Origin of the sequence: Salinimicrobium profundisediminis (assembly GCF_026241755.1) — a bacterium.
Taxonomy (GTDB): Bacteria; Bacteroidota; Bacteroidia; order Flavobacteriales; family Flavobacteriaceae; genus Salinimicrobium; species Salinimicrobium profundisediminis.
The window spans coordinates 274,932-291,960 of the sequence record NZ_JAPJDA010000001.1; the positions used below are offsets into that span (position 1 = coordinate 274,932).

Below are 17,029 nucleotides of genomic sequence, written 5' to 3' on the forward strand. Positions count from 1 at the left end.
ATGGCAAAAAAAACCGATGTTACTGTAGAAGAGAAGTTAAGAGCATTATACGATCTTCAACTTATAGATTCCAGGGTGGATGAAATAAGAAATGTACGAGGTGAACTTCCGCTTGAGGTAGAAGATTTAGAAGATGAAGTAGCAGGCCTTAATACCCGTTTGGAAAAAATGGATGCCGACCTTGAAGTGATCGATCAGGGGATCAACACCAAAAAAGTTTTGATAGAAAATGCGCAGGCATTGATCAAAAAATATAACGAGCAGCAAAAGAATGTACGTAACAACCGGGAATTCAACGCCCTTTCTAAAGAAGTTGAATTTCAGGAACTGGAAATAGAACTTGCCGAAAAGCAAATCAAAGAGTATCGTGCTCAAATAGACCAGAAAAAAGACGTTATTGAGCAAACCAAAGAGCGGTTAGCTGAGCGCCAGAAGCACCTTGACCACAAAAAAGGGGAACTGGATGCCATCCTTGCTGAAACTGAAAAAGAAGAAAAAGCTCTACTGGACAAATCTAAAGAGTATGAGCAGCAAATCGAAGAGCGCCTGGTAAATGCTTACAAGAGAATCCGTAGCAGCGTGAAGAACGGTTTAGCCGTAGTTCCTGTTGAAAGAGGAGCCTCTGGAGGTTCTTTCTTTACCATCCCACCGCAGGTGATCATGGAAATTGCAGGACGCAGAAAGATCATCACCGATGAGCACAGTGGCCGTATTCTTGTAGACGAAGAACTGGCACAGGAAGAAAGACAAAAGATGAATGAGCTTTTCCAAAGCTTCTAAATTTCATCATATCAATTTTAAAAACCCTTCACGCAAGTGAGGGGTTTTTTGTTGATGGAAATCTTAAGTGAAGAGTTAGATTATTTCTTGATCTCTAACCTGAATTTCAATCTTCTTCTGCGTTAACATCTGTTTCACAGAAATCTATTTTGGATGGCTTATCTTTAAAGACCAAACCTACAACTATGAAAAAGTTACTTTTCATGCTTATTGCGGTGGTGCTTTTTTCCTGTAAAGACAGAAACAACGCTACTTCGGAAACTTCAGAAAGAATAGATACCCAAACAATTTCTGCCGACACCCTGCCGCCCGAAAACCTTCAGAAGGAACGGGACGCCCTGCAAACAGAAAAAGCAACAGCACAGGCATCGGCTTTACCTGCCACAGGATTTTCAGGAAAATATCGAAAGTCAGACAGCGATAAGGGCACAGATTGCAACTGCAACTGTATAGAGGTATCTTATGACAGGCCTACAGAGTGGTGTATAGATAAAGATAAAATGTACATAAGCGCCAGGTGCGAAAAAACTGGGGAAAATACTGCAAACGTCTATTTTATTGCGGCATCAAGAGAAAGTTCTCCCGACAAACCTTTGCCCTGGGACGAATTTGACACCAATACTCCGGTTGCTACCCTCACTTTTCAACCCGATGGCAGCACTGAGCTGGACTGGCTTGGTTTTTCTAAAGATGGGGAAATTATCACAGAATATGCCCTCTACGGAAAAAAATCACTAGAAGGAACCTACACAAAAGAATAGAATATTATGAAATACCTGCTGCTCACTCTTATTTTTAGTCTCACTGCCTGCGGAAATTCTTCGGGAGAAACAGTGACCCTGCCCGAAATTGCCAATGCCGAACCTGTGGAAGCTCCTACCCAGAACGGTCTCAAAAAAGCCTATTTTGCGAGCGGTTGTTTTTGGTGTGTTGAAGCTGTGTTTGAAAGCGTGGTGGGCGTAAAAGAAGCCATCGCGGGATATTCGGGTGGCCATACTGAGAATCCGACCTATGAAGAGAGCAATACAGGCCGTACAGGCCATGCCGAAGCCGTAGAAGTGATCTACGACCCCGAAATCATTGACTTCGAAACCCTTACCGATGTGTATTTTGGATCTATGGATCCTACTCAAAAAAATGGACAGGGGCCCGATATAGGTTCGCAATACCGCTCGATCATCTTTTACCAAAATGCACAACAAAAAAAGATCATTGAACAAAAACTTAAAGAACTGGCAGAACAATATAAAAAGGCCATTGCTGTAGAGGTCTTGCCTTTCCAAAAGTTCTGGAAAGCTGAAGATTACCATCAAAATTACAAGAAGTACAATCCCAATGATCCATATATCCGCAATGTTTCGGTACCAAGAATGAACAGGTTTAAAAATAAATTTCCGCAGCTCCTCAAGGAGAACCAACCTGACTAAGCCTTTAAAAAAGCTAAATTTTGCTTTTCTTTACGCCATCGGAACAAGCCTTCAATAAATGGATATTACCACAGAGAATGTACTCTTAATTGGTTCACTTTTACTTCTTATAAGCATACTGGCAGGAAAAACGTCCTATAAGTTTGGAGTCCCCACGCTTATACTTTTCCTCTCGGTAGGAATCCTGGCAGGATCAGAAGGTATTGGGAAAATTGAATTTGACGATCCTCAACTGGCCCAGTTTATTGGAATTGTTTCTTTGAATTTCATACTCTTTTCGGGGGGGCTTGACACCAACTGGCGCAGTATTAAGCCCATTCTCTGGCACGGTATTTCCCTCTCCACGCTTGGAGTGCTATTTACAGCAGTCTCCCTTGGCACCTTTGTCTGGGCGATTACAGATTTTACTATTTATGAAGGCCTGCTGCTGGGAGCCATTGTATCATCTACAGATGCCGCAGCCGTTTTCTCTATACTGCGATCTAAAAACATGGCCTTAAAAGCAAATATAAGACCCACGCTTGAGCTTGAAAGTGGTAGTAACGACCCTATGGCCTATTTTCTTACTATAGCCTTTTTAGGGCTGGTAGTAAACCAGGATCAAAGCCTGCTTTCTATAATTCCACTTTTCCTTCAGCAAATCCTGATAGGTGCTGCGCTCGGTTTTCTCTTCGGAAAGCTTAGCAAGATCATCATCAATAAGATCACGCTCGATTTTGAAGGCCTTTATCCAGTGCTGGCAGTTGCACTTATGTTCCTGGTGTTTTCGGCTACAGACAGGCTGGGCGGAAACGGATTTCTAGCCGTGTACCTGGCCGGGGTTTATCTGGGAAATCAGGATCTTATCCACAAAAGAACCATTATGCGCTTCTTTGATGGGGTAGCCTGGCTTATGCAGATTGTGCTTTTCCTTACCCTTGGGCTACTTGTTTATCCCAGCGATATTGTGCCTATTGTTGGCCTGGGAATTTTGATTTCGGTATTTCTCATTTTCATTGCGCGGCCCATTGGAGTGATGCTTAGCCTTGCACCTTTTAAGATGAAAATGCGCCGCCGCTGGTATATTTCCTGGGTGGGGCTAAGAGGTGCAGTTCCCATTGTTTTTGCCACTTACCCGCTTTTAGCCGGAATTGAAAAGGCGCACATGATCTTTAATATTGTGTTTTTCGTTTCCCTCACCTCAGTTTTGGTACAGGGAACAACCCTTTCAAAAGTAGCGCACTGGCTACATGTTGCACTTCCAAAAAAGGCAAAAAAGATCTCTCCTGTTGACGCATTTCTTGCTGATGGAACCAAATCTCTAATTAGGGAGATCACCATTCCTTCAGAAAATTTTTCTGTAGGTAAGAGAATTGTAGACCTTCATTTTCCCCGAAATGCCATCATTGCCATGATTTCCCGCAACGGAAAATTCCTTACCCCAAACGGGGCAACTCAAATAGAAGAAGACGACACCCTAATTGTGCTCATGGAAAATCAACGCAACATAGAAGCCGTGTACAACAGCCTGCACCTAAACTATGATCCTGAGACAGAAGACGAAAACAATTTGTAGCATCATTCCTGCCGGGGCATAAAAAAAGAGCACTTAAAAATGCCCTTTTTGAATGGTATGAATGAATGATTTAATCTTCGTCGTCTAGCATAAGGTTAAGAGTAACATCAATATTATCTCGCGTAGCTCTTGAATAAGGACAAATTTCATGTGCTTCGTTGACCAGCTTCTCTCCTGTTTCAACATCCACCCCCGGAATATATGAATCGAGAACTACCGAAAGCTCGAGGTCACCATCCTCTGTGGTTCCCAGTTCTACTGAAGCGGTAACCGAAAAATCGCCGAGGTCTACCTTATGTTTTTTTGCTACAATCTGAAGTGCACTGCCATAACATGCAGAATATCCGGCTGCAAAAAGTTGTTCAGGGTTTGTCTTTTCGGCACCTTTTCCGCCCATAGATTTAGGCATACTTAGGTCCAGATCAAGAATTCCGTCGTCACTTCTCACATTTCCTTCTCTTCCGCCTGTTGTGGTGGCAACACCAGTATACAATGTCTTCATAATGATCTTTTATTTTGTTATTTTAGTAGTTCAATATACAAATAAGATCTCCACCTAAAAACTAATCCCGGTTTGAAAAATAAATCTGCTCTACACGAATCTGAGGGCACTCATCCCTCTTCAGAAGTTAATGCTGTAATGGCAAAAAAGATAAGGGATTCCAGGAGAAAGGAAACCTCCATAGATGAAATCTTCACCCGCCTTAGGGCAGGCGACAAATCGGCTTTAAGCCAGGGAATTACGCTGGTGGAGACTAACCAGCCAAAGCAACAGGAAAAGGCTGCGCAGCTTATCGAAAAATGCCTTCCATACGCCAACAATTCTATAAGGATTGGGATCACCGGTGTGCCGGGAGTTGGAAAAAGCACTTTTATAGAAGCCTTTGGGGTTCACATGGCTGATGCCGGAAAAAAAGTTGCTGTGCTTGCTGTAGATCCCAGCAGCAGCATTTCGGGCGGAAGTATTCTGGGTGATAAAACCCGTATGGAGACGCTGGTAAATCATGAAAATGCTTTTATAAGGCCTTCGCCATCGGGAGATTCCCTTGGCGGGGTGGCAAAAAAGACACGCGAGACCATCATTCTTTGCGAAGCGGCAGGCTTTGATACGCTGCTTATTGAAACTGTAGGGGTGGGACAAAGTGAAACTACCGTGCACAGTATGACCGATTTCTTTTTACTACTGAAACTTGCCGGGGCCGGAGATGAACTACAGGGTATTAAACGCGGAATCATGGAAATGGCCGATGCTATTGTGATCAATAAAGCCGATGGCGAGAACAGGAAACCTGCCGAAAGAGCCCGTGCAGAATTCAGGAGAGCCCTTCACCTCTATCCCGCCAAAGAAACCGGATGGCAACCCAAGGTGTTGCTCTGTAGTGCCTATTACAAAGAAGGTATTTCTGAAGTGTGGGAACTCATTTCAGACTACGAGCAGAAGCTAAAAGAAAATGGAAACTTCAGCAAAAAGCGACATGAACAGAATAAGTTCTGGCTGCTACAAACCATTAATGAGCACCTTAAAAGCAGGTTCTACAATGAACCCGAGATCAAAATTCTGCTTAAGCAACAGTTAGAAGCGCTAGAAAATAATGAAACCACGCCTTTTGAAGCGGCAGCTTTTCTGCTACAGCGTTACAGGGAATTATGAATAAATTTTTTATACCACTCCACTTGCTGGCGCAAACCTTCTTTTAAGGTAGTTTTGGGTTCATACCCGAGCAATTTTTTGGCCTTTTGAATATTGGCCAAAGTCCTTGACTGGTCTCCCTGCCTTTTTGGCTTTACCTCAAGCTTAATCTTTTTCCCCAGGAGCTGCTCAACCATATCAATTCCCTGCTGGGTTTTGTGCTCATCTACCGCACCCAGGTTGATGATCTCCCCATCCAGAATCTCATGTTTTTGAATTGCTTTAAGGATACCCTCTACAATATCCCCCACGTAAGTAAAACTGCGAAGATGCTTTTCACTCCCTTCAAAAATAGGAAAAACCTCATCGTTCATTCCGCAGGCGATAAGTTTGGTATAAAGCTTTTCGGGTCTTTCACGCGGGCCGTAAACCGAGAACAACCTAAGGGAAGAAGCCTTAAGTTCTTTAGCGCGACTCTTTGCCAGTACCAGTTGTTCTGCCGCAAGTTTTGAAACTCCATACCAGGAAGCCGGCTTTGGAGCGACAGTTTCAGGGAAAGTTGCCTCCAGGCCATAAACTGAAGAAGTTGAGATATTAAAAAAATGCTTCAGGTTTGGATTCTTTTCTGCAAATTCGAGCAAATGCTGTGTAGCGCTCACATTATTGCTAAAATATTCATCAAAAGTACTTTCAGAAGAAATGCCGGGCTGGGCTGCGAAGTGCAGGATAAAATCGAAATCTGAAGGCAAAAGCTTATAATCACCGGTCTCCCGAAGATCCATTTTTATCACCTCTATACCTATTTCATAGAGAGATTCAGTATTAATTTTTTTCAGGGAGACATCGTAGTAATCAGAAAAATTATCTACTCCAATGACCTCATAACCTTCTTGTTGTAAACGTTCTGCAGTGTGAGATCCTATAAAACCTGCAGCACCCGTTACCAGTATTTTCATTCTCAAAAAAATTTTCTCCCTAATTATTCAAGGTATTTTACCTCTGCAAAGAAACAAATATTATTTCAAAGAGACTTCTTCACCATCTACCTCACAGGAAATGTAATATTATTACCTTTGCGCCGCATACCTCATATTTAATGAAATACGAATTTACCATTCTGGTCCCTCTGTACAACGAAGAGCCAAATTTGCTTAGAGTAGAGCAGGAACTGGATCTCTATATTAAAAAGGCACCGGTTAAGACCTGCGTGCTTTTTATCAACGATGGCTCTACAGACAATAGTCTGCAGCTTGTACAGGAGATTTCCCGCCGAAATGAAGCCTTTAAATTTATTTCTTTTGATCGCAATTATGGATTGAGTTCGGCTATCAAAGCAGGGTTTGATCATGCAGATACTCCTCTCATAGGTTATATAGATTCTGACCTGCAAACAGATCCCGAGGATTTTAACCTGCTCCTGCAGCACATTGGTGAATATGACCTGGTGACGGGGATGCGCACCAATAGAAAAGATTCGGTAAAAAAGAACCTGTCTTCCCTGATCGCTAACGGCATAAGACGCAGTTTTACCCAGGATGGGATGGATGACACCGGTTGCCCCCTCAAAGTGATCAAGGCCGATTATGCAAAGCGAATCCCTATGTTCAAAGGGTTGCACCGATTTTTACCTGCCATGGTTTTACTGCAAAATGGAAGGGTAAAACAGGTTCCTGTAAGGCACTATGCACGTATAGCCGGAAAAGCAAAATTCCACCTCCTTAACCGGTTGGCAGGCCCTCTTGTAGATTGTTTTGCTTTTTTGTGGATGAAAAGAAGTTACATCAACTACAAAGTAGCTGAAAAAAATGAATAGCTGGCTGGTCTACAGCATTGGGTTTACAGCGCAGATCCTGTTCTCAACCCGGCTCCTGCTACAGTGGATTGCTTCTGAAAAACAAAAAAAGGTGCTTACCCCTGCCCGTTTCTGGAAGGTTTCACTCTTTGCCTCTTTTTTGCTTTTTGTTTATGGCTACCTCCGAAGTGATTTCTCAATTATGCTGGGGCAGGCTCTTACCTATTTTATCTATATAAGAAACATGCAGCTGCAGGGAGAATGGAAAAAAATGGCAAAATGGTTACGCCTTTTCCTCTACTTCTTTCCGGTGTTACTGTTTATGTATTCATACAACAACAACACTTATGATATAGAGAAGTTGCTCTACAACGAAAATATCCCACTGTGGCTATTGGTGCTGGGGTCTTCGGCACAGGTAATCTTTACTCTTAGATTTGTATATCAATGGGCTTATTCTGAAAAGGTTAAAGAATCTGTTTTGCCTTTGGGATTTTGGCTGCTCAGCTTTTCGGGTTCAGTCCTTATCCTTATCTATGCGGTTCTTCGAAAAGATCCCGTACTTTTTGTTGGCCACATAGTGGGCAGCGTAATCTATGTTAGAAATATGGTTTTAATAAGGAGAGAACATGACTAAAAATCAGCAATACCTGCTTTACATCCTGCTTGTATGGGCATTGATCTTCGTGGTGCACCTTGATGTTATTTACATTAATATCATGGAAGCCCGTAATTTTATTACTGCCCGCGAAATGGTGACCAACGATAACTGGATTCTCACTACGCTCAATGCAGAAGCCCGATATGAAAAACCCCCTTTACCCACCTGGCTTACGGCCATAAGTGGAATACTCTTTGGCTTTACCAGTGTATTTGGGCTGCGCCTGCCGGCGGCACTGGTCACCTTGCTGCTGCTGTACACCTTCTACAGGTTATTGCCAAAACTTGAAGTTAGCCTAAAACAATCCTTTTTAGCCACTTTGATTCTCGCCAGCTCATTCTACATAATATTTATGGGCCGCAACGGGCAATGGGATATTTTCACCCATTCTTTTATGCTCGTAGCCATATACTTTCTATGGAATTTTTTCGGCAGTGAAAAAAACCTTCTCAAAAATGCCATTTTTGGAGGGATATTTCTGGGCTTCTCCATAATGAGCAAAGGCCCTGTTTCCCTTTACGCGCTGCTCCTACCATTTCTAATTGCCTATGCAAGTGTTCATAAATTTAAAGGTTTTAAAAAGAAGTGGAAATCTTTCTTAGTTCTCCTGGTTTTGGCCCTGGGAATTGGCGGCTGGTGGTTTATTTATGTAAGGCTGGCTGATCCTGTTGCTTTTATAGAAATTACCTCCCGGGAAGCCACCCGCTGGACGAATTACAATGTGCGGCCTTTTTATTATTACTGGAGCTTTGTTGTTCAAAGCGGCATTTGGACCATCCCTGCCTTTGTTGCCCTCTTATATCCATATTTAAAGAACAGAGTCGCAAATAAAAAAGCTTACAAATTTGCCCTTTTCTGGACCCTTGCAGCCGTTGTCCTTTTGTCAATTATCCCCGAAAAGAAGTCCCGATACCTCCTGCCGGTGCTTATCCCCATGGCTCTCAATACCAGTTTTTATATAGAATACCTTTTCAGAAGGTTTAAAGACCTTTCAAAAAAGGAGGGCTATGTTGTGTACTTTAATCACGGACTCATCGCTGTAATTGGCCTGGCTTTCCCCATTGCAGGATATTTTATGCTGGAGCTTGAAGGGCACTGGTTCTGGTATATTTCGGCTTCGGTGATACTGCTTGGGCTGGCCGTAGCTTTATTGTACTTCCTGAAAAAGAGGAAATATCCTTATGTCTTTTTTCTGACAATAGCCTTTATGTGCGGAATTATGAGCTTCGCCTTTCCGCTTTCAGATGCTTTTCTGAAAAACCCTGACTTCAGAAATTTTGATGAACTTCAGAAGTTTGCTGAAGCTGAAGAATTTCAGGTGTATGAATATGTTTCAGAAACTCCTGAAATTATATGGGAATATGGAGAACCAATTCCGAAGTTACACGCTGACGAGCTACGTTTACCCGAAGCAGACAGATTTGGTATTATACTTCAGGAAAAAGATTCGGCTTTTATAGATACTCTAAAAAGGGATTTTAGAGTGCTGTCTTCCAGGAGATATGACCTCAACTATGTAAGCCCCAAAGCCTCTACGTACAAAAGCAGGCTTATTAGGATGTTTTACCTGCTGGAGCGTCGCCGGGAGTAAAAAACCTACGCCCCAGGAACAGGAACAAACGATAGAAGGCACATCCAATTACAATCCCAAAGAACCAGCCGGTAAGCACATCGCCGGGATAATGCACCCCAAGATAAATGCGGCTGTAGGAAACCAGCAATCCCCAGAAAATAAGTACCGGAAAGATGTGCTTCCAGTAACTTTTAAGGATCATCCCTAAATAAACCACCAGGGCTGCCGAACTCGCCGCATGCGCAGAAAAATACCCAAACCTGCCACATCTCACAGCAACAAAGCGGGAATATTCCATAATACCTGCCTGCCTGCAAGGCCGGGGGCGTTCAAAATAGTGTTTAAAAAGGTTTGCAAGTTGATCTGTACAGGTGATCACTAATGCGACAAGCACCAGGGAAAGCAAAGTTTTCTTCCACCCTAAAGCCCTGTAAAGGAAAAACACCAGCAGTGCGTAAAATGGAATGGAAGCCCATTTATTGGTAATAAAATTCCAGAAATTATCCCAGGCAGGTTCGCCAAGATTGTTGAGAAATAGGAAAAGTTCGTGATCTAGTTCTACCAATTGCTCCATAGGCTATTCATCATATCTCGAAATTTCGCGATCATAAAAGTCGTTAGCCTGTTGAATGAGGCCTTCGGCTTCAGAAGCGAGTTCCTTTTCATCGGAGGCATCAAAATCTTCCAGCCACTCTACTTCATCGTCTTCAAGATTTAATATAAAACGCGGAAATTCAGTATGAATTATAAAAATAGCGTCGGGATAATCGGTATTATCACCTAAGAGGAATTTTGGAAAATCCATAGTTATTCAGATATTTTTTGTTTCTCCGGCTCGTTCGCAACAGCCGAAAAAAGTAATTTTTTGCTCAAAGAATTAAATCGAAGATACAACATAAAAGCAGATGCGCTAAGCCCGGCGAGTAATCCGAACCAAATTCCCATACTGCCAAGGCTGGTTTCCTTTCCCAAATACCAGGACACGGGGAAACCGATGATCCAATAAGCAATGAAGCAAATTACGGTGGGAAATTTGACATCCTGCAAGCCCCTTAAAGCGCCCAGGATCACCACCTGCAAACCATCACTTAACTGAAATAGTGCGGCTACGACTAAAAGTTGTGCTGCCAGTAAAATCACTTCTGCATTATCTATGTACAGCGTGGGCAGCCAATCTTTAAGAAGTATAAAACCTACGGCAAACACTGCTTCAATGAAAAAGACCAGTAAAAATGTGGATAATGCTATACGCCGAAGGTCGTGATAATTTGCTTTTCCCTTTTGATTCCCCACCCTGATTGTGGCGGTAACCCCAAGACCTACTGCGACCATAAAGGTCATAGAGGCAAGGTTGAGCGCAATCTGATTTGCCGCCTGCGGATTTGTTCCCAGGGTACCGGCTAGAAAAACTGTTGCCGTGAAGATAGCCACTTCAAAGAGCATTTGCAGGGCCGTGGGAAAACCAAGGGCAAATAACCTCTTAAAAATGTCAATTTTGAGGAGGCCTTTCCGGGACCAGACAAAATACTGCCGGAATTTTTTCTTCCTTCTTAAGATCTCCCAGATAAACCAGATCATAAAAAACCTTGAGATCAAAGTTCCCATGGCCGCACCTTCCAGTTCAAGGCGCGGAAAGATCCAGATTCCATAAATCAGCAAATAATTGAATACAATATTCACCACATTGGCTATCAAGGTAGCATACATGGCATACCGGGTTTGAGACAGGCCGTCGGCAAACTGCTTATAGGCCTGAAACAGCATAAGCGGGATCATAGAAAAAGCCACAATCTCGAGATATGGTATTGCCAGGTCTACCACTTCGGGTGGCTGGTCAAGATGATAAAGTATTGGTTTTGCCAGCAGGAGCAGGAGAAAAAGAAAAATCCCATTGATCCCACACATGATAATACCGTGGTGAAAATAGCTTTTTCCGGTCTCGATATCTCCCGCCCCATCAGCTTCAGCAATGAGTGGCGTGATGGCAAAAGAAAACCCGATTCCAAGGGAAAGCGCTATAAAGACGAGGCTGTTGCCCAGTGAAACCGCTGCGAGAGGTGCAGCACCCAGCCGGCCAACCATAATATTATCGGCCAGCCCAACCATCACATGTCCCAGCTGGCCCAGCATTACGGGATAGGCAATGTTTAAATTCTTTCCAAATTCTTTTGTGTAGGCAGTAAGTTGCACCCTTATAGTTTAAGGCTGCAAAGATAGAAAGTTTAGTTACCAGACAGCGTTAGCCGACCATACTTTTATTTAGGGATTTCGGGATCGTTCTTAATATCGTCAAATCCGTATTTATCTACAAGATAAACCAGGGAAGCCATAGTGGCCGCTCCAAGTTCAAGTTCGCGTTTATTCACCGATTCAAAAGTATCGGTAGCTGCGTGATGGTGATCAAAGTACCTCTGAGAATCGGGCCTTAGTCCTGCCAGCACCGTGCTTTCATTCCTGAGGGGGCCAATATCTGCCCCGCTGCCTCCTCTTGCAAAATAGTGAATAAGATAAGGTTCAAAAAGGGGTTTCCAGGATTCAATTTTTTCAAATTGTGAATCTCGTGCATCAAATGAAAAACCACGGGGTGTAAACCCGCCAGAGTCACTTTCAAGCGCAAAAATGTGGTTTTCACCATTCTGTTTGGCTACTTCGGCATATTTATTTCCACCTCTTAGGCCGTTTTCTTCATTCATGAACAGCACCACCCGAATAGTTCTCTTAGGCCGAACTCCTGCTTCCTTAAAGAGCCTTAAAACTTCCATTGACTGCACCACCCCGGCACCATCATCATGAGCTCCGTCGCCTACATCCCATGAATCGAGATGCCCTCCAACTACGATGTACTCATCTGGGCGTTCACTGCCTTTTATTTCACCAATAACATTGTAAGACTCTACATCTTCAAAATTACGGCAGTTCATTTTATAGTAAAAATCGAGATCTTTATTCAGCTTTAGCAAGCTGCTAAGGTATTCGGCATCTTTAGTACTTATTGCAGCTGCAGGAATCCTTTTACTGTTGGGCAGGTCTCCATAACTCATTGAGCCTGTGTGAGGATAATCATCTATTTTATGAGAAAGCGATCGCACAATTACTCCTACCGCACCATATTTTGCAGCCTCGGCCGCACCAGAATAGCGTTGATCTACACAACCCCCGTAGGCTTCAAAAGTATGAATGAGATCGGCTCGCATAGGCCGGTTATAAAAAACAATCTTCCCTTCAATTTGTTCTTTTCCATATCTCGCCAAATCTTCAATACCCTGCACTTCAATCACTTTAGCTCTAAGACCTGTATCGGGAGTAGCGACAGACCCGCCCAGAGCAAGTATATTTACTGTATTTGAAGGAGAACCGGGAGATTGGATATAGGCATATTCGGGATTACCGCGCGTCCACTTAGGAACCATCACCGGCTGTAACCACACCCGGTCAAGTCCCAGCTTTTCAAGTTCGGCTTTAGTGTAATCTACAGCGCGCTGTGCATTCACAGAACCAGATAACCGGCCTCCAATCTTGTTGGACAGGTGATCTAACCATGCGTAGCCCTGTCCCTGAAGCAGAGCCACATCATAAAGTTTGCGAATATTGAGAGAATCTGCTTCGGAATTGGACTGCGCTCCTGCATTTAAAGCCAGAAGTAGAATAAGGAAAAACGGAATTTTTTTCATAAGATTTTTACTGATCAAAAAACAAATGTAAAAAACCATTCCAAAACAGCTTCAAAATGAAAATATAATTAAGATTATTCTCTGAAGCTGTTTTCTTCGAGATTGAATTTTATTCTTCCGAAGAAGCCAAACTCAAGTCATTTTTCTATCTTTCGGAAAAATTTAACGTCCTTGAACAAGCAGAAAATAATAGACAACGTCTCTACTCTTTTACAGGAAGTCCCTACCTCAATGGAGATCGTTAAAGACGATAACAAACGGGAAAAGAGATTTCACTACCTGGCAACTTACATGGTAGAAAAGGCCATTGAAAAAGATGCGCTTATTACCTCTCCCGATGAAAAAGGCATAGCTATTCTTTTCAAGACAAACAGCAGTGACAAGAATTTCTGGAAAGATCTTATTATGGATCTCAAGCTGGCCATTAATGTGACCGGCATTAAAAAAGGACTTGCCGCAATGAAAGTGCAGAAGTATGTAAAATCTCAGCGGCCAAAAGAAGGAGATTACCTCTACTGCTGGTTTTGGGGAATATTGAGTGATGCCCGGGGAAGTGATGATGCAAAAATAGCGTATGACATGAAAAATAAATTTTATGCCATTGCGCAGGAACTACAACTTCCTATTTATGCTGAAACCAGAATAAAACGTATAAGCCTGGCTTACCGCCGGTATGGCTTTGAATTATTCAATGAATGGGATCACCCTAGTGGAGATAAGATGTACTTCTTAAAATATACTCCTCCTCCAAAAGATAATTCACAAAACTAGAGCTTCCCGGCTCCTGAATTTTTTTAATTAAAATTTTATGAACTCAGGGGCACAGAGAGCTCTGCCTTTAACCCTTTTCCTGAAGTGTCAAAAATGGCATTTCCTTTAATGGTTTTTAGCCGCTCCTTCAGGTTTTTAATGCCATTCCCGTTTTCGAGGATTGATGCATCTACCCCTACTCCATTATCAGAATAACTGATCTTAAGACATTTTTCTTCCGTAGAGAAAATAAGGGCTATGAGTTTGGCTTTGCTGTGTTTTCTCATATTCACCATCATTTCCTGAAGAACGCGATACACCACTATTTTCGTTTCACGGCTTAAGTTGCGCCAGTTGATGGTGTTCTCTCCACGTACAATTAATCGGGTTCCGGTTGGTACTGCACCAGAGAGCATGTTGAGCAGACCCGATAAATATTCTTCTCCTGTTGCAATCTCACTGTTTTCACGGGAAAAATCTCGGGTGCGCTGGTAAATATCCTCCAGCCGGTCTACCACCACTGCAGGGGCCACCGGTTCAATAGAACTCATTACATGGTAGATGTCATTTGCGAGTTCATCATGGATTCTCTTTGAGATCCTGCTTTCGGTAAGATATATTTGCTTTATTTTTTCCCTTTTTCCGCGCTGCCTCACGTTATAAAAAAATGTTCCGGAAATTATTAAGATCAAAAGGGCAGCAAGAGAACTAATGATATTGCGGGTTCGCATTTTCTCTGTTTGCAAATGCTGCGTTACATTTTCAGCTTTTAAAAGGTGGATTTGTTGCTCCTTTTTCTCTTCGTCAAATCTTATTTTTGCGAATTGGAACCTCAACCTGGTATCAGCTTCTTCAAGACTGTCGTTAAGAAAAAGGAACCTGTCTATATATGCCTCTCTAGTTTTCCCTTCAGTTAGCGGAATGAGCCTTTTTAGAGCATCAACCTGCGCTGTGGGATAGGAAAGCTGAATGGCCTTATCGTAATATTTTTCGGCATAATATTTTGCTTTGCCACTGTTAATATTCCTGAAGTAATCTGAAAGGTGAAAATAACTTGCTATTAAACCTGAATGGTCATTTATTTCCAGCCTTTTCTGCATCACCTCTGTAAGAACGGCCTCTGCGTTGGTAGTAGAATCCTGTAACCACTTTGTATACGCATGATTTTCACGATATCTCAATCGTGAAAGTTCGTCGATCTCATCAGATTTTAAAATTTCTTCAAAGATCTCAATTGCTTCAGAATAGTCTTGTTGATCTTTATGTAAGAGAGCAATATTGTGAAGATAGCTGATACTGTCCTCCCTATCTACAGCGTACCTTAAGGCCTGCTTGTACTCTTTGAGCGCTTCAGAAAAAAGCCTTTGAGTACCATAGGATAACCCCAGTACATTATATGCAGAACTCACATAATTCGCGTCCCTGGTATGGTCCAGATATTTTATAGCTTCGGTAGCAGTTTCCTGGCTTCCCACAATATCTCCTAAGCCAAGCTGCGCGTTAGCCATGTCAAGAGACCGCCTGCCTGCCATGCTTGTATCGCCATATTTAAGGTACAGGTTACGGGAATAAAAGGCATTTCTGAATTGTTCTTCAGGATTATTATTTCTGAAAATCTGGGATTTCCTGAAATAGCCTTTAGCTTCATAAAACAAATCACCCTGAAACCGTGCCGTTGTGATAAGGCTATCTATCCAGAACGGAACACTATCCATTTCGCCCAGGCGAAGAAATGCAAACACCTTCCCATCCAGCAGCGCTACCAGCGAGGTATCTTTTTTATCTGTAACGGCATCAAGGCCTTTATTGTAGAATTCAAGCTTCTTATGAGGATCTGAAGTATCCAGCCCCATTAGATAAAAATGGCCAGCGCTACCCGGTGCGGGCCGGGGCTCCTCCTCTTTCCTGTCTTCCTCCCCACAACCATTAAAGGCAGAGAAGCAAAGAATGAGTAAGAGACTGAAGATCTGCGCTTTTTTCATAACACAAACATAGTAAAAAGCATTAACAGAAGTTTAAGATTTACCCGAAAAACCTCATCATCCTTTCTAAAAAAGAAAATTTGTACCAGGCCATTAACTTTATCCTACTGGAATATCAATCTTACCGATTTCCTCTGATTTACCACAGTTTACACGAGTTTTAAATTTAGCTTCCCCTCTCAGAAAACTTTCCCGCACCAGCCTTTCCCCTTCTCTTTTTTACCTGCCCTCACAAAAAATTCAGGCATCTATAAATCATTCTAAAGAAGAAGTTAAACACCTGATTTTTATGATTTTAAATCAAAACGTTTATTAAATTTAAGCTACGGCTACTGGGGGTTATGTAGCTTTCTGTCCAAACTCAACAAGGGGCAGAATTTAAAAAAAAAAGATCATGGACACAGAAAAAAAATTCGAAACAGGGAAGTCATCCACCCTGCCAAAAAAACCAGGAGTGACAACTAAGGAATCAAGAAGAAGAGACTGGGGCTATACAGACCAATATCGCCGTATGATGCAAAGAGACTCACGAAAAAGAACTGAGTCTAAAGAGGAAAAATAATTCTTCACTTCTCTTGTAGAAAAAGCAGCAGTATGGTTTTTGGAGCAGGCATTTCTGAGCCAGGACCTAACCCTACTATTTAAAAATTCACTTAAACTCAGCTTCCGTTGAACTGGAAAGTTTCGGAAGGTGCAGAAAGAATCCCTGATTTTTGAACTACCAGAAATAATAAAGGGTAAGAATTCCGAAGAATCTTACCCTTTATTATTGAATTCAAAAGAAGTTGCTATACGATTTCTGCAGACAGGCCTTCTTCTAGAAGTTTTCCGCAGCGCGGCTCCAAATCTTTGTATGTTCCGGTTTTAACAGTACACTTACCTTTGTAATGCACCAGGAGAGAACACTGTTCGGCCTGCTCAGGTGTATGCTCGCACACAACAATAAGCGTTTCTATTACATGATCAAACGTATTGTAATCGTCATTATACAGGACGATCTCATAAAGTTTTGATTCTTTTGTTTCAACTTTCTTTTTTTCAAGAACTTCTTCTTGTGCACTCATAGTCAGACATTTTCATTTGAAAAAACAGGCTTAAAGATAAGAATTTCTTTTCAGTTTTTATGCTTTGTAAATTTTAAAGCGACCCAGTCTTCCCGTTCTTTATAATCATTGTATTCCATCCCGTACTTTTCACATTCCTTTTTG

At 42.3% G+C, this 17,029-nt stretch carries 18 protein-coding genes; 10 read left to right on the forward strand and 8 right to left on the reverse strand.

Annotated elements, in window-relative coordinates; all coding sequences use genetic code 11:
* The 4 genes from OQ279_RS01070 (at nt 1) to OQ279_RS01085 (ending at nt 3,762) form a co-directional block, all read left to right on the forward strand.
* The gene (locus OQ279_RS01070; protein ID WP_266067897.1) at nt 1-780 is read left to right on the forward strand and encodes a zinc ribbon domain-containing protein; all 780 of its coding nucleotides are present in this window, start codon (nt 1-3) and stop codon (nt 778-780) included.
* 185 nt (nt 781-965) lie between these two features.
* The gene (locus tag OQ279_RS01075) at nt 966-1,541 is read left to right on the forward strand and encodes a hypothetical protein (RefSeq protein ID WP_266067898.1); all 576 of its coding nucleotides are present in this window, start codon (nt 966-968) and stop codon (nt 1,539-1,541) included.
* A 6-nt stretch (nt 1,542-1,547) separates the two neighbouring features.
* Nucleotides 1,548-2,207, forward strand: a complete 660-nt coding sequence (gene msrA / locus OQ279_RS01080) for a peptide-methionine (S)-S-oxide reductase MsrA (RefSeq protein ID WP_266067899.1) — start codon at nt 1,548-1,550, stop codon at nt 2,205-2,207.
* 58 nt (nt 2,208-2,265) lie between these two features.
* Nucleotides 2,266-3,762: a potassium/proton antiporter gene (locus OQ279_RS01085; RefSeq protein ID WP_266067900.1), complete on the forward strand. Its 1,497-nt coding sequence runs from the start codon at nt 2,266-2,268 to the stop codon at nt 3,760-3,762.
* Between the two features lie 70 nt (nt 3,763-3,832).
* Here the strand turns inward: OQ279_RS01085 and OQ279_RS01090 are convergent, their stop codons facing one another.
* Nucleotides 3,833-4,264 carry an organic hydroperoxide resistance protein gene (locus OQ279_RS01090; protein WP_266067901.1) on the reverse strand — a complete coding sequence of 144 codons (432 nt, stop codon included), beginning with the start codon at nt 4,262-4,264 and terminating at the stop codon, nt 3,833-3,835.
* 72 nt (nt 4,265-4,336) lie between these two features.
* On the opposite strand from OQ279_RS01090, the gene meaB reads away from it, so the two are divergent.
* Nucleotides 4,337-5,413: a methylmalonyl Co-A mutase-associated GTPase MeaB gene (gene meaB, locus OQ279_RS01095; protein ID WP_266067903.1), complete on the forward strand. Its 1,077-nt coding sequence runs from the start codon at nt 4,337-4,339 to the stop codon at nt 5,411-5,413.
* Here meaB and OQ279_RS01100 read toward each other — a convergent pair.
* Nucleotides 5,398-6,348 (reverse strand): NAD-dependent epimerase/dehydratase family protein, encoded by a 951-nt coding sequence (locus tag OQ279_RS01100; protein WP_266067904.1) that lies wholly within the window; start codon nt 6,346-6,348, stop codon nt 5,398-5,400. The genes meaB and OQ279_RS01100 overlap by 16 nt on opposite strands.
* 140 nt (nt 6,349-6,488) lie before the next feature.
* On the opposite strand from OQ279_RS01100, the gene OQ279_RS01105 reads away from it, so the two are divergent.
* From OQ279_RS01105 to OQ279_RS01115, 3 genes are read left to right on the forward strand one after another with little or no spacing between them, the layout of a single operon-like run.
* Nucleotides 6,489-7,205 (forward strand): glycosyltransferase, encoded by a 717-nt coding sequence (locus tag OQ279_RS01105; RefSeq protein WP_266067905.1) that lies wholly within the window; start codon nt 6,489-6,491, stop codon nt 7,203-7,205.
* A complete protein-coding gene (locus tag OQ279_RS01110) occupies nt 7,198-7,821 on the forward strand; it encodes a lipid-A-disaccharide synthase N-terminal domain-containing protein (protein WP_266067906.1) in 624 nt (207 codons plus the stop codon). Before OQ279_RS01105 ends, OQ279_RS01110 begins: the two co-directional genes overlap by 8 nt.
* Nucleotides 7,814-9,436 (forward strand): ArnT family glycosyltransferase, encoded by a 1,623-nt coding sequence (locus OQ279_RS01115; protein ID WP_266067907.1) that lies wholly within the window; start codon nt 7,814-7,816, stop codon nt 9,434-9,436. The genes OQ279_RS01110 and OQ279_RS01115 overlap by 8 nt, the downstream gene beginning before the upstream one ends.
* Here OQ279_RS01115 and OQ279_RS01120 read toward each other — a convergent pair.
* The 4 genes from OQ279_RS01120 to OQ279_RS01135 form a co-directional block, all read right to left on the reverse strand.
* The gene (locus OQ279_RS01120) at nt 9,399-9,992 is read right to left on the reverse strand and encodes a phosphatase PAP2 family protein (RefSeq protein WP_266067908.1); all 594 of its coding nucleotides are present in this window, start codon (nt 9,990-9,992) and stop codon (nt 9,399-9,401) included. The two genes, OQ279_RS01115 and OQ279_RS01120, sit on opposite strands and share 38 nt — an antisense overlap.
* Before the next feature lie 3 nt (nt 9,993-9,995).
* Complete coding sequence (locus OQ279_RS01125; RefSeq protein ID WP_266067909.1) at nt 9,996-10,223, reverse strand: DUF8828 family protein; 228 nt, start codon at nt 10,221-10,223, stop codon at nt 9,996-9,998.
* A gap of 2 nt (nt 10,224-10,225) precedes the next feature.
* Nucleotides 10,226-11,608, reverse strand: coding sequence for an MATE family efflux transporter (locus OQ279_RS01130; protein WP_266067910.1), 1,383 nt, complete (start codon nt 11,606-11,608; stop codon nt 10,226-10,228).
* A gap of 65 nt (nt 11,609-11,673) precedes the next feature.
* On the reverse strand, nt 11,674-13,089 hold the full coding sequence (locus OQ279_RS01135) for a M20/M25/M40 family metallo-hydrolase (protein WP_266067911.1): 1,416 nt from the start codon (nt 13,087-13,089) through the stop codon (nt 11,674-11,676).
* A 171-nt stretch (nt 13,090-13,260) separates the two neighbouring features.
* Here OQ279_RS01135 and OQ279_RS01140 point away from each other — a divergent pair, with 171 nt between their 5' ends.
* A complete protein-coding gene (locus OQ279_RS01140) occupies nt 13,261-13,860 on the forward strand; it encodes a hypothetical protein (RefSeq protein ID WP_266067912.1) in 600 nt (199 codons plus the stop codon).
* 35 nt (nt 13,861-13,895) lie between these two features.
* On the opposite strand, the gene OQ279_RS01145 is transcribed toward OQ279_RS01140, so the two are convergent.
* Nucleotides 13,896-15,821 carry a tetratricopeptide repeat-containing sensor histidine kinase gene (locus OQ279_RS01145; protein WP_266067913.1) on the reverse strand — a complete coding sequence of 642 codons (1,926 nt, stop codon included), beginning with the start codon at nt 15,819-15,821 and terminating at the stop codon, nt 13,896-13,898.
* Between the two features lie 394 nt (nt 15,822-16,215).
* Here OQ279_RS01145 and OQ279_RS01150 point away from each other — a divergent pair, with 394 nt between their 5' ends.
* Complete coding sequence (locus OQ279_RS01150) at nt 16,216-16,383, forward strand: hypothetical protein (protein WP_266067914.1); 168 nt, start codon at nt 16,216-16,218, stop codon at nt 16,381-16,383.
* A gap of 226 nt (nt 16,384-16,609) precedes the next feature.
* Here OQ279_RS01150 and OQ279_RS01155 read toward each other — a convergent pair whose 3' ends face one another.
* Nucleotides 16,610-16,885, reverse strand: coding sequence for an ATP-dependent Clp protease adaptor ClpS (locus OQ279_RS01155; protein WP_266067915.1), 276 nt, complete (start codon nt 16,883-16,885; stop codon nt 16,610-16,612).
* Nucleotides 16,886-17,029: the final 144 nt, after the last annotated feature.